Origin of the sequence: Gymnodinialimonas sp. 57CJ19, assembly GCF_038396845.1 — a bacterium.
Taxonomy (GTDB): domain Bacteria; phylum Pseudomonadota; class Alphaproteobacteria; order Rhodobacterales; family Rhodobacteraceae; genus Gymnodinialimonas.
This window is the reverse complement of the sequence record NZ_CP151587.1, coordinates 470,001-482,363: the sequence shown is the minus strand read 5'-3', so window position 1 is coordinate 482,363 and position 12,363 is coordinate 470,001. Positions and strand designations below refer to the sequence as shown.

At 61.9% G+C, this 12,363-nt stretch carries 13 protein-coding genes and 1 tRNA gene (1 of these 14 cut by a window edge); 8 read left to right on the top strand and 6 right to left on the bottom strand.

From position 1 onward, the window contains the following. Window positions 1–154: 154 nt before the first annotated feature. Both ykgO and AADW23_RS02390 read right to left on the bottom strand, forming a co-directional pair. Entirely contained in the window at window positions 155–280 is a 126-nt protein-coding gene (gene ykgO / locus AADW23_RS02395; protein ID WP_008562923.1) for a type B 50S ribosomal protein L36, read from the bottom strand. Between the two features lie 238 nt (window positions 281–518). After that, a tRNA-Val gene (locus AADW23_RS02390) sits at window positions 519–593 on the bottom strand. A 168-nt stretch (window positions 594–761) separates the two neighbouring features. Here AADW23_RS02390 and AADW23_RS02385 point away from each other — a divergent pair. Continuing rightward, window positions 762–1,619: an N-formylglutamate amidohydrolase gene (locus tag AADW23_RS02385; RefSeq protein ID WP_341862927.1), complete on the top strand. Its 858-nt coding sequence runs from the start codon at window positions 762–764 to the stop codon at window positions 1,617–1,619. A gap of 131 nt (window positions 1,620–1,750) precedes the next feature. Here the strand turns inward: AADW23_RS02385 and AADW23_RS02380 are convergent, their stop codons facing one another. Continuing rightward, window positions 1,751–3,043: a DNA polymerase IV gene (locus tag AADW23_RS02380; protein WP_341862926.1), complete on the bottom strand. Its 1,293-nt coding sequence runs from the start codon at window positions 3,041–3,043 to the stop codon at window positions 1,751–1,753. 96 nt (window positions 3,044–3,139) lie between these two features. On the opposite strand from AADW23_RS02380, the gene AADW23_RS02375 reads away from it, so the two are divergent. Next, window positions 3,140–3,445: a hypothetical protein gene (locus tag AADW23_RS02375; protein ID WP_341862925.1), complete on the top strand. Its 306-nt coding sequence runs from the start codon at window positions 3,140–3,142 to the stop codon at window positions 3,443–3,445. On the opposite strand, the gene AADW23_RS02370 is transcribed toward AADW23_RS02375, so the two are convergent. After that, window positions 3,425–3,883 (bottom strand): GNAT family N-acetyltransferase, encoded by a 459-nt coding sequence (locus tag AADW23_RS02370; protein ID WP_341862924.1) that lies wholly within the window; start codon window positions 3,881–3,883, stop codon window positions 3,425–3,427. The two genes, AADW23_RS02375 and AADW23_RS02370, sit on opposite strands and share 21 nt — an antisense overlap. A 125-nt stretch (window positions 3,884–4,008) precedes the next feature. Between AADW23_RS02370 and AADW23_RS02365 the strand changes: the two genes are divergently transcribed. The 3 genes from AADW23_RS02365 to AADW23_RS02355 are packed head-to-tail and all read left to right on the top strand — an operon-like array spanning window position 4,009 to window position 5,952. After that, window positions 4,009–4,899: an SPFH domain-containing protein gene (locus AADW23_RS02365; RefSeq protein ID WP_341862923.1), complete on the top strand. Its 891-nt coding sequence runs from the start codon at window positions 4,009–4,011 to the stop codon at window positions 4,897–4,899. Then, window positions 4,899–5,171, top strand: a complete 273-nt coding sequence (locus AADW23_RS02360; RefSeq protein ID WP_341864261.1) for a hypothetical protein — start codon at window positions 4,899–4,901, stop codon at window positions 5,169–5,171. Before AADW23_RS02365 ends, AADW23_RS02360 begins: the two co-directional genes overlap by 1 nt. After that, window positions 5,164–5,952, top strand: coding sequence for a hypothetical protein (locus AADW23_RS02355; RefSeq protein ID WP_341862922.1), 789 nt, complete (start codon window positions 5,164–5,166; stop codon window positions 5,950–5,952). The genes AADW23_RS02360 and AADW23_RS02355 overlap by 8 nt, the downstream gene beginning before the upstream one ends. 2 nt (window positions 5,953–5,954) lie before the next feature. On the opposite strand, the gene pyrF is transcribed toward AADW23_RS02355, so the two are convergent. Both pyrF and AADW23_RS02345 read right to left on the bottom strand, forming a co-directional pair. Continuing rightward, window positions 5,955–6,644: an orotidine-5'-phosphate decarboxylase gene (gene pyrF, locus AADW23_RS02350; RefSeq protein WP_341862921.1), complete on the bottom strand. Its 690-nt coding sequence runs from the start codon at window positions 6,642–6,644 to the stop codon at window positions 5,955–5,957. A gap of 55 nt (window positions 6,645–6,699) precedes the next feature. Then, window positions 6,700–6,897 carry a hypothetical protein gene (locus AADW23_RS02345; protein WP_341862920.1) on the bottom strand — a complete coding sequence of 66 codons (198 nt, stop codon included), beginning with the start codon at window positions 6,895–6,897 and terminating at the stop codon, window positions 6,700–6,702. 412 nt (window positions 6,898–7,309) lie between these two features. Between AADW23_RS02345 and clpB the strand changes: the two genes are divergently transcribed. The 3 genes from clpB to msrP all read left to right on the top strand — a co-directional run. Then, on the top strand, window positions 7,310–9,925 hold the full coding sequence (gene clpB / locus AADW23_RS02340; protein WP_341862919.1) for an ATP-dependent chaperone ClpB: 2,616 nt from the start codon (window positions 7,310–7,312) through the stop codon (window positions 9,923–9,925). Between the two features lie 226 nt (window positions 9,926–10,151). Beyond that, window positions 10,152–11,642: an FMN-binding glutamate synthase family protein gene (locus AADW23_RS02335; RefSeq protein ID WP_341862918.1), complete on the top strand. Its 1,491-nt coding sequence runs from the start codon at window positions 10,152–10,154 to the stop codon at window positions 11,640–11,642. Window positions 11,643–11,814: 172 nt separating this feature from the next. Further along, window positions 11,815–12,363, top strand: partial view of a protein-methionine-sulfoxide reductase catalytic subunit MsrP gene (gene msrP, locus AADW23_RS02330; RefSeq protein WP_341862917.1) — the 5' portion only. The gene runs 357 nt beyond the window's last position; 549 of the gene's 906 nt are visible here — the first part of the coding sequence; its start codon is at window positions 11,815–11,817; the stop codon falls past the right edge of the window.

Here is a 12,363-nt window from a genome sequence, read left to right as displayed (position 1 = left end):
GGGCCGCGAGGATATGGCGGAGAACCTGACCCCAAGGTTTTGGCGGTTTGCAGCCGGAGCGGCTTATTGCCGGGCACGTCGCACGGAGTTATCGGCCAAGAAAAAAGCCGCCCGAAAGGGGCGGCTTTTTAAATTCTGGGTCGCTCAAATGACCTTAGCCCTGGCGGGCTTTGAACCGGCGCTGCGTCTTGTTGATGACGTAGACGCGGCCCTTACGGCGCACAACGCGGCAGTCGCGGTGGCGGTTCTTGAGCGAGCGGAGTGAGTTCTTGACCTTCATGGGTCTCTCCTTCGTCGCGGCGCGTCAGCTGCGCCTGGTTTCGGTCTGAACGCACGAGGCGTTCGGTGAATTCTTGGCGGACCGTGATGGCCCTTGTCGTCTTTCCGATTTCAGACTTTCTTGCGGAAAGTCGAAATTCGGCTGCACAGATTTTTCGAAGAAAAATCGTGCTTGGTAAGCTGACATTTTTCAAAGAAAAATGCAGCCGCCGCAGACTTTTCAAAAGAAAAGTCGCGGTTGGTGGGCGATACTGGGATCGAACCAGTGACCCCTTCGATGTCAACGAAGTGCTCTACCGCTGAGCTAATCGCCCTTACCCCTTTGGATCGCGCCATTTGGGCTAGTCTGACGACATAGACCGGGCGCGGGGACCGCGTGGGTGAGTGGGCGTATAAAAGGTTGCCCCCCCACGCGCAAGGGCTTTTGGAGCGGCAAAAACTCAAGCTATACTGAGAGGTGTCTTTTTGTGGCCGGAGCCCCCATGCACCCCGCTTATCGTCTTGAGTTGCCGCGCGAAACAACCAGCGCTGTTGTGGTCGCCTCGCCCCATTCCGGGCGCCACTACGCGCCGGCGTTTTTGGCGGCATCGGTGCTGGATGAGCGGGTGATCCGGTCCTCGGAGGATGCGTTCGTGGACTGTCTGGTGGCCGATGCGCCGTCGTTGGGGGCGCCGTTGCTGGCCGCGGAATGGCCCCGCGCCTACCTTGATTTGAACCGAGACGCCAACGAGTTGGACCCGGCCCTTGTGGAAGGAGTGGCCCGGGGCGCGCAGTCGCCAAGGATCAATTCGGGCTTGGGCGTGGTGCCGCGCGTGGTTGCCAATGGACGCGCGATTTACCGCGGAAAGCTAACAAGGGCTGAGGCTGAGGCGCGGATTTCCCAGATTTGGACGCCCTATCACGCCAAGCTGGACGGGTTGATGGAGGAGGCGAGGGCAGAGTTTGGGCAGGCGGTGTTGCTGGATTTCCACTCCATGCCCCACGAGGCTTTGGACGCCGTGACCCGCCCCGGCATCCCCCGCCCGCAGATCGTTCTGGGCGATCGGTTCGGCGCATCGGCTGATGGTGACGTGGTGGATGTGCTGGAGCAGGGGTTTCTGGACGCCGGGTTGATCGTGAGCCGCAATGCGCCGTTTGCGGGCGCCCACATCACGCAGCGCTATGGGCGACCGTCGAGGGGCCATCACGCGGTACAGGTCGAGATTGATCGGAGCCTCTACATGGAGGAGCGGATGGTGCGGCCCAACGGGAATTTTGACGCGATGAAGCAAACGATGGCGCAGGTTCTGGCGCGGGTGATCGGCGCAATGCCGGGCCGGGTGCCCTTGGCGGCGGAGTGATTCTTCAGAGAATTGCCCGCTGACGCGGATTTCCATTTTCAAGAGGAAGGGGCGCTGCCCCTTGGTGCCCTTTTCGGGGAAAAGAGCACCTACCCCGGAGGTGTATGGCCAAGGTGAAGGGGGGAGGCGGTCTAGCGGAGGGCGCGGCCTTTGAGGATGGCGTCGGCGCCGAAGCGGTTGCGGATGGCATCGGTGGCGCGTTCGGCCTTGAGGCGGGCGGCCTCTTGCGGGTCGAGCAGGTTGCCCTCGCGGTCGGCCAGGTGTTGCGGGGCGAGGTCCGAGACGCCGACGCCCAAGAGGCGGTAGGGCCCCACGCCGGGGTGGCGTAAGTCCATGGAGGGGTGGTCCATATGGTCGAAGAGGGCGCGCGCGGTGGCGTAGATACGGTCAGCAGTTTGGGTCGCATCGGGCAGGGTGGCGCGACGGGTGATCAGTTTGAAATCGGCGCGTTTGAGTTTGAGGGTCACGGTGCGCCCGGCGATTTCCTTGGCTTTGAGGCGGTCGGATACCTTCTCGGCCATGCGCCAGATGTGACCATCGAGCAGGTCAACGTCTGAGATGTCGTCGTTGAAGGTGGTTTCATTCGACACCCCTTTCACCGCGCGGTCGCGTTTGACGGGGCGGTGATCTTCGCCCCGCGCGAGGTGCCAGAGACGTTCGCCCATGGTGCCGAAGCGGTCGTGCAGGGCTTGGCGGTCCCATCGGTGCAGGTCGCTGAAGGTATGGATGCCGGCCTTGTTGAGGGAGGCTTGGCCCACGGCGCCGATACCCCAGATCAGGCGCACGGGTTTGTCGTGCAGGAAGTCTTGGGTCTGGGCCGCGCCGATCACCGAGAAGCCCCGGGGTTTGTCGAGGTCGGAGGCGATCTTGGCGAGAAACTTGTTGTGAGACAGGCCGATGGAGCCGGTGATCCCGATCTCATCGCGCATGCGTTTGACGAGGCGCGCCAGCATCGCGGCGGGGGGCTTGCCGTGGACACGGGCGGTGCCGGTGAGGTCCATGAAGGCCTCATCCAGGGACAGCGGTTCGATGGCGGGGGTGAGTTCTTCCATCAGGGTGCGAATCTGTTTGGAGACTTCCACGTAGGTTTCCATTCGGCCCCGCACCACGACGGCTTCGGGGCAGAGTTTCAGGGCGTGGAACATCGGCATGGCCGAGCGCACGCCCTTGATCCGGGCGATGTAGCAGGCGGTCGAGACCACGCCGCGTTTGCCGCCGCCGATGATGACAGGCTTGTCACGCAATTCCGGGTTATCGCGCTTCTCGACCGAGGCGTAGAACGCATCGCAATCCATATGGGCGATGGACAGGTCGAACAGTTCCGGATGCGTCACCACGCGCGGAGATCGGCACGCCGGGCACCGACGCGTCGGGGGACGCGCCTCATCAAAGGTTTCCAGGCAATCGCGGCAGAGGCTTGGCATGGGGGGATGATACGCCCATTCGGAGCGCGTCGAAAGATGGGGGAGGCGGGCTGCTGCCAAAAACAATAGGGTTCGGGAAGATGGAGGAGACAGCAGATGGCGCAGGAACCAAGGGTCGCTTGCCGAACACCGGCAGAAGGGCGCGACGGGACCACGAATATCCCGGCGTGGAAGTTTGACCTGATGCGCGAGGCGATTTTGAAGGTTGTCGGCGCGGCGGGGCCAGAGGGGATGGCCAACAAGGACCTGCGCGATGCGGTGGGGGCCGAGTTAAGCGGGGATCAGCTGGAGAGCCTTGGGAAACTCGGCTGGCACGTGGTCACGGTGAAGCTGGAGCTGGAAGTGCGCGGAGAGATTGCGCGGATGCCCGGCAAGGGGCCGCTACGTATCCGGCTGGCTTAGGCGTTTTTCCATATAGACGCGGTTCAATCCACGCTCTGTCACGCGGTGCGTAATGGCGTAGCCGTGGCGTTGATAGAGGCGGATATTGGCGGCCATCCCTTCGTGGGTATAAAGCCGGATACGGTCAAACCCTTGGGAAATCGCGGCCTGTGCCGCCACGCCCATCAGATACGTGCCGTGGCCTTTGCCTTGGGCGTCCGGGTGCACGGCCAGGTTGTCGAGCAGCAGGGCGTCGGGTTGAGGGATCAGGACCAGCAACGCCTCGACCCCGCGATCGGCCTCAAACACTTGCACCAAACCCTGTGCGATTGCGTCTGCGTAGTCGTCGTTCAGCGGGCCGGGGGTGGCGTTGATCCGGGCAATCCAAGGGGTGTAGGCCGCGCGAACAAGAGCCTCGACCTGCAAGAGATCATCGGGATTTGCGGCGCGAAGTGCCATGAAGCGCCCCTTTGTCGGCTGAAATGCGGGTTTCCCTTAGGTCGATTTGGGCTGGCTGTAACGCCGCCAATGGCCCATATCGTTATATTATGAAGCCTGAAGATCAAATCAGAGGTATTTTATCCATGCTGGAAGACATTCTAAGCGGGCTTGGTGGTGGCGGCGTGCTGACCATCGCAATCGCCCTATTCATTATTCTATGTATCTATCTGGGCATTCGGATTGTTCCGCAGTCCGAGAAATATGTGGTGGAGCGTTTTGGCCGCCTCAAGTCGGTGCTTGGGCCGGGGATCAACCTGATCGTGCCATTTCTGGACCGGGTCGCCCATAAGGTGTCGGTGTTGGAGCGTCAGTTGCCCAATGCGGAACAAGACGCGATCACCAAGGACAACGTGTTGGTGAAGATCGACACATCTGTTTTCTACCGCATCCTGGAGCCGGAAAAGACAGTCTACCGTATCCGTGATGTGGATGGCGCGATTGCCACAACCGTGGCCGGTATCGTCCGGGCCGAGATGGGCAAGATGGACCTCGACGAGGTGCAATCGAACCGGTCTGCCCTGATCGCCTCGATCAAGGCGCAGGTGGAATCTGCGGTGGACGATTGGGGGATTGAGGTGACGCGCGCCGAGATTCTTGACGTGAACCTGGACCAGGCCACCCGCGACGCGATGCTTCAGCAGTTGAACGCGGAACGCGAACGCCGCGCTGCGGTGACCCGTGCAGAAGGCGAACGCCGTGCGGTGGAGCTGGCCTCGGACGCGGAGTTGTACGCCGCCAAGCAGGAAGCCGAAGCACGCCGGATTACGGCGGATGCGGAAGCCTACGCCACCGGCGTTGTGGCCGAAGCTATCGCCAAGGGCGGCTTGGAAGCGGTGCAATACAACATCGCGTTGGAGCAGGTAAAAGGCATTGCCCAGATGGCATCGGGGGCGGGCAATAGCACGATCGTCGTGCCTGCCGATGCCGCGGATGCCTTCGGCAAGGCGTTCCAGATGCTGAAAGGGCGTGGGTGATGGACCCGCTCTGGTCGCAATGGTGGGTGTGGGGCGTCGCCGCCGTGGCGCTGGCGGTGGGAGAGGTCCTGCTGCCGTCCTACGTGTTGTTGGGTTTCGGCATCGGCGCGGGCGTCGTGGCGGTGCTGTTGTTGGTGGGCGTCCCAATGTCGGTCCCCGCCCTGGCGATCGTCTTCGCGCTTTGCTCGTTGGTGGCCTGGCTGGGGCTGCGCCGCTGGTTGGGCGTGTTCCAGGGGCAGGTGAAAAACTTCGACCACGACATCAATGACTGACTTGAATGACTACGTGTCGCTGTCTGAAAAGGCGGCGGCGCTGACGGCCGATGACGACCTGATCTTCATGGCCGCTGACTTCCCCGACAATCTGGCCGACCACAGTGTCTTTGATGGCTTCGCTGTGGATACCGGCTTCAAGCGGTCCCTTGGGTGGGCGGGCGACGGGGATATGCCCTTCGAGATTGTCGATCAGGCCCCCGGTTTCAACGCTGTCGCCGATCCTGAGGGCTACCGCCGCATCGGGTTGTGGTTGATGCATCTGCTGCTGTCGGACCGCGACTGGGCGGGGCTGACCCTGACTCATCCCGAAAGCCACGTGCAAGTGTTCTACGCCCGCATCGCGCGGCCGATGCCTCGGGATCACAAGCTGAAACAAACCGCGCCGATCACCTTCGCCAGCTATGAATACTGGCCGCAGGAAGTGTGGCGGCATCCCTTTGCCAGCAGCGACATGGCCCCGGTTCACCGGGTAGAGGAGTTGGACCGCCCGTTCTTCGCATTGGGGTGGAGTGACGACGCCGATCGCATGGCGTTTGCCCCGGCCAAAGCGGACCAGTTGATTCTGGAGGCGACGCCCGAAGGCATCGCCGCGATGGCCTGTGTGTTGATGGATATGGCCCATCCCACCTTGGGCCGGGAAGAGATCAACATGGAACCGCCCCGGATCGGCTTCGCCGGAACCCAGCACCGCAGCCTGGAGGCGCGGTTCTGGCTGCCCGACGCGATCTGCTTTGCCGCCGAGAACGTGGCGGCGGTGAAGATCCCGCCGCACGGTTAGGGTCAGGAAAGCTCTGACAGCACCATCTGCGCCGCGGCGCGGGGGTCTTGGTGTTGCCAGATCGGGCGGCCCACAACGATGTGGTCGGCCCCGTCGGCAATCGCCTGGGCAGGTGTCGCGATGCGTTTCTGATCGCCGGACGCGGAGCCTGTGGGGCGCACGCCGGGGGTTACGATCAAGCGGCATTCGGCTTGGGGGAGGGCGCGGATCATGGCGGCCTCTTGCGGCGAAGAGATGACGCCATCGGCCCCGGCCTCCAACGCGCGGCCCGCACGCTCGACCACCAGATCAGGAATGGCGCCGTCGCGGATCAGGCAATCGTCCAGATCGCCTCGGTCCTGAGAGGTCAGGATAGTCACGGCAAGGATCTTGGTGTCGCTGCCGGCAGCACCCTCTTTCGCGGCGCGGACCACATGGGGGTCACCATGGACGGTCAGGAAATCGAGGTTGAACTGCGCCAGCCCGCGTACGGCGGCTTCAATCGTGGCGCTGATGTCGAACAGCTTCATATCAAGGAAAATGCGTTTGCCGTGTTCTTGCTTCAGCTCGTTCGCCAAAGCCAAGCCGCCGCCGGTCAACATACCAAGACCGATTTTATAGAACGACACGGTGTCGCCCAGTTTCTCGGCCAGCGCGAGGCCTTGCACTACGTTGGGCACGTCTAGTGCCACAATTAAACGATCGTCCGACATTCTGCATCTCCCCCTGATTAGGCGCTGATTAAACGCGCCTTGGGGGGAAGTCCACTTAGGCCGGTTTCTTCGTGCTCATGGCAGCGTCGCGCAAACCACCGGTGATGCGCTTGAACTCGGCAGTGAGGGGACCGTGCCAAACGACGCCCCGGCGCTTGATGCCGGTGGCATCGACGTATTGTGCTTCGGCGTGAAAGGCGCGGGTGGCAGCGTCGTAGGCGACGCGGTGGAGGCTAAGGCAATTGATCGTCATGAGCATCACTCCAGCTAGGCGGGTCACAAAGGCACCGACTGTGGGCACTATGTAAGGACGAAACGCTTTATGTCGAGATATGGTTCCCCTTACCCTTTACCAAAGGTAAATGATCCGGGCCGCCGAACACCAAGACAGCGACCCGGATCGACGCGCGCGGAAAATGCCACGGCGTATAGAGTCGGCTGCGCCGGTGTGGGGAGGGCAGCGCAGCCCGAGACGGAAAAGGGAAATAACGTCTCTTGCCCTCGATATGGGGCCGCGCGGGGGTGTTATCGCGGGGAAAAGGATAGCCGCTGTTCCCCTGTTGCGAACCAGCCATCCGGTTCCCATATGATTGAGCGAGGCCCACAGTCGGTATGCCGCTTAAGCGGGTGCTGCGATCCGGGCGCTTAACGTAAGGAGAAACACCATGAACTTAGAAAAGTTCACTGATCGCGCACGCGGCTTTCTTCAGGCCGCCCAAACCATTGCGCAACGCGAAGACCACCAGAAACTGATGCCCGAACATCTTCTGAAGGCTCTGCTGGATGATGACCAAGGCTTGGCGACCAATTTGATTGGCCGCTCGGGCGGCAACCCGGAACGGGTGCGCGAAAGCCTTGATGCGAAGTTGGCGAAACTGCCTGTCGTCACCGGCGACGGGGCGCAGGTCTATATGGACAAGCAGCTTGGCAAAGTCTTGGACGAGGCCGAGAAGGTCGCCACCAAAGCAGGCGATAGCTTTGTGCCGGTTGAACGTGTGCTGACGGCTTTGGCGATGGTCAAATCCGGCGCGAAAGAGGCGTTGGATGAGGGCAACGTGAACGCGCAATCCCTGAATGCGGCGATCAATGATCTGCGCAAGGGACGCTCGGCTGACAGCGCATCGGCGGAAGACAACTATGACGCTCTCAACAAATACGCCCGCGACCTGACCGAGGCCGCGCGTGAAGGCAAGATTGACCCCATTATTGGCCGTGACGAGGAAATCCGCCGCGCCATGCAGGTTCTGTCGCGCCGCACCAAGAACAACCCGGTTCTGATTGGTGAGCCGGGCGTGGGTAAAACCGCGATTGCCGAGGGTCTGGCCCTGCGCATCGTCAACGGCGACGTGCCGGAAAGCCTGCGCAACAAGACGCTGATGTCGCTGGACATGGGCGCATTGATTGCGGGCGCGAAGTACCGTGGCGAGTTTGAGGAGCGGCTGAAGGCCGTCCTGACGGAAATCGCCGATGCCGCCGGAGAGATCATTCTGTTCATCGACGAAATGCACACACTTGTCGGTGCCGGTAAATCCGACGGTGCTATGGATGCTGCCAACCTGATCAAGCCTGCGCTTGCGCGGGGTGAGTTGCATTGCGTGGGTGCCACGACGCTGGATGAATATCGCAAATACGTGGAGAAGGACGCGGCCCTTGCCCGGCGGTTCCAACCGCTTGTGGTGGAAGAGCCGACGGTGGAAGACACCGTTTCGATCCTGCGCGGTATCAAAGAGAAGTATGAACTGCACCACGGTGTGCGGATCAGCGACTCTGCGCTGGTGGCGGCCTCGACCCTGTCGCATCGCTACATCACGGACCGGTTTCTGCCCGACAAGGCCATCGACCTGATGGACGAGGCGGCCAGCCGTCTGCGGATGGAAGTGGACAGCAAGCCCGAGGAGCTCGACGCGCTGGACCGCCAGATCCTGCAAATGCAGATCGAGGCGGAAGCCCTGAAGCAGGAAAGCGATGCGGCGTCCAAGGATCGGCTTGAGACCCTGGAAAAGGCGCTTGGCGACTTGCAGGAACAGTCCGCAGAGATGACCGCGCAATGGCAGGCCGAGCGGGACAAACTGGAATCTGCGCGTTCTATCAAGGAGCGTTTGGATCACGCGCGCGCTGAACTGGATCAGGCCAAGCGGAATGGTGACCTCGCGAAGGCGGGTGAACTTTCCTACGGCGTCATTCCGCAGCTGGAAAAGGAGCTGGAGGCCGCAGAAGCGCAGCCAGAGGATGTGCTGGTCGAGGAAGCCGTGTTGCCTGAGCAGATCGCAGAGGTTGTCGCACGGTGGACGGGTATTCCCGTGGCCAAGATGCTGGAAGGCGAGCGTGAAAAGCTGCTGCGCATGGAAGACGAGCTTGGCAAGCGGGTGATCGGCCAGACGCAAGCGGTAAGCGCGGTCTCTCGGGCGGTGCGCCGGGCGCGTGCAGGCTTGCAGGACGAGGGGCGGCCTTTGGGCAGCTTCCTGTTCCTGGGGCCGACGGGCGTGGGTAAGACCGAGCTGACCAAGGCGCTGGCCGAGTACCTGTTCGACGACGATCAGGCGATGGTCCGCATCGACATGTCGGAGTTCATGGAGAAGCACTCTGTGGCCCGTCTGATCGGCGCCCCTCCGGGGTATGTGGGCTATGATGAGGGCGGCGTGCTGACCGAAGCGGTCCGGCGCCGGCCTTATCAGGTGATCTTGTTCGACGAGGTCGAGAAGGCCCATCCAGAGGTGTTTAACGTGCTTCTTCAGGTGCTTGACGATGGTATCCTGACCGACGGTCAGGGGCGTCAGGTGGACTTCAAGCAGACGTTGATCGTGCTGACCTCGAACCTTGGCAGCCAAGCGTTGAGCCATCTGCCCGAAGGGGCCGACGCGGCGCAGGCGCAAAGCGACGTGATGGAAGCGGTACGGGCGCATTTCCGGCCCGAGTTCCTGAACCGTCTGGATGACATGATCGTCTTTGACCGCCTCAGCCGCGAGGACATGGACGGGATCGTCAAAATCCAGTTGGGCCGTCTTGAGCGCCGTCTGGCCGAGCGTAAGATCCAGCTTTCGTTGGATGAGAGCGCGCAAACATGGCTGGCCGATGAGGGCTATGATCCTGTCTTCGGTGCGCGGCCGTTGAAGCGGGTGATCCAGCGGGCGTTGCAGGACCAATTGGCCGAGATGATCTTGGCCGGGGATGTCCACGACGGATCGGACATCTCGGTCACTGCCGGGGTCGATGGGTTGATCGTGGGCGACCGCGTGGCCCCATCGAACCGGCCCAAGCCAGACGAAGCTGTGGTGCATTAACCCACGCTTCACCAAGATCCGCCCCGGATAGATCCGGAGAAGGTAGATCAATGGTATATCAATCGCCGCCCCACGCCTCTCTGCGTGGGGCGGCTTTTTTGTGGTCAAGCGTTCCGCCGGGCCTAGGTCATGGGCACATCAAGATCACACCACGCCGCGTTCTGGCGCTTGCGAAGGGCCGAACAGTTTGGCCATGGTGCATGGCAGACACTTTGGAGGATACGACATGGACCTACCAACGATGGAGAGCGTTTCGGTCTTCCTTGAAGCCATGGCGATCGCCTTCTGGCTGGCGATTGGCATCGCGGCAGCGGTGGTGGTGGTGCTGTTCATCATCGACCGCACCCAACGCAGCGATGCGATCCGGCGCAACTATCCGGTGTTGGGCCGCTTTCGCAGCCTGTTCAGCACCCTGGGGGAATTCTTTCGGCAATACTTCTTTGCAATGGACCGCGAAGAACTGCCGTTTAACCGGGCGCAAAGGGAATGGGTGAAACACGCGGGGAAGGGGAAGTCATCAACGATGCCGTTCGGCTCTACCCGGAACATCGCGGTGGTGGGCACGCCGCTGTTCGTGCCTTCGGCGTTTCCGCCCCTTGATGACCAGTTTTCCAGTTCGGAACCGCTGATGATCGGGCCCCATTGTGACACTCCTTATATGGCGAGAAGTTTTTTCAATCTGTCGGGCATGTCTTACGGGGCCATTTCCAAGCCCGCCGTCACCGCGCTGTCGCACGGATGCAAGGCGGCGGGATGCTGGATGAACACCGGGGAAGGCGGCCTGTCACCCTACCATCTGGAGGGCGGCTGCGATGTCGTGTTCCAGATTGGCACCGCCAAATACGGGGTGCGTGATTCCGAGGGCGCGTTGGATGACGGGTTGCTGGCCGAGATGGCGGCGAAACCTCAGGTAAAGATGTTCGAGTTGAAGCTGGCCCAAGGCGCGAAGCCCGGGAAGGGCGGCATCCTGCCCGCCGCCAAGATCACCGATGAAATCGCAAGTATTCGCGGGTTGCCAAAAGGCGTCGACGGGATCAGCCCGAACCGGCACCGGGAAGCGTCGAACGTGGAGGAGTTGTTGGATCTGCTTGCCCATATCCGGCAGGTCACGGGCAAGCCTGTGGGGATCAAGACGGTGATGGGCGATCCGCAGGTCTTTGCGGACCTCTTTGCCGTCATCAAGGAGCGCGGGGTCGAAAGCGCGCCAGACTTCATCACGCTCGACGGCGGAGAGGGCGGCACGGGGGCGGCGCCGATGCCGCTGATGGACCTTGTGGGCATGTCGATCCGAGAGGCCTTGCCGATCCTGGCCGATATCCGTGCCAAGGCCGGTCTCAAGGACCGCATCCGCATCGTGGCCAGCGGCAAGTTGGTGACCCCCGGCGATGTGGCATGGGCGTTGGCCGCCGGTGCGGATTTCGTGACCTCGGCCCGCGGGTTCATGTTCGCGCTGGGCTGTATTCAGGCGCTCAAGTGCCACAAGAATACCTGCCCCACGGGAATCACGACCAACAACCCCAGGTTCCAGGAGGGATTGAATGTCGCCGACAAGAAAGTGCGTGTGGCCAATTACGCCAGGAACATGGTGAAAGAAGTAGAGGTGATCGCCCATTCCGTCGGTGTCAGCGAGCCGCGCCGGATGCGCCGACAACACGTGCGGCTGGTGCAACCCGATGGCAGCAGCCTGCCGATGGACCGTTTGTTTCCGGCGGAATGAGTTTCGGCAGACTGCTCCTCAGGCTGCGCCGCGCCATGCGCGCCGGTCCTTCCTCGCCGCGCGAAGGGATCACGCCCGTCTAACCCTTCCGTGATAATCCATGTCACCTATTGGGCGGAGCGCTACTTATGAGGCATCAATACCTGAATGCAGGATAAGGAGACCTTCCATCATGGCGCGCCGCTACACCTCGAAACTGACCTATGACGATGTCACCCCGGAACATCAGTTCCTGAACCGCCGCCAGATCATGGCAGGCGCGGGGGGCTTGTTGGGGGCGGGTCTGATCGGCGGCGCAGCGCAGGCCCAAGACGCGCTGGAGCCCAATAGCTGGGAAGAGATCACCACCTACAATAACTACTATGAGTTCGGGACCGGGAAATCGGACCCCTCAGAGAACGCCCACACCCTGACGACCTCGCCCTGGGCCGTCGAGATTGACGGTCTGGTCGACAACCCCGGCACCTATTCAATGGAGGACATCCTGTCCGAAGTTGAGATCGAAGAACGCATCTACCGGTTCCGCTGCGTAGAGGCGTGGTCAATGGTCGTGCCGTGGAACGGGTTTGAGCTGGCCGATCTGTTGAACCGTGTTGGCGTCCAGTCCGGCGCGACCCATGTGGCGTTTGAAACCGCCAACCGCCCCGAGGAGATGCCGGGCGTCCGGGTGCCGGTTCTGGCATGGCCCTACCGCGAAGGGTTGCGCCTGGATGAGGCGATG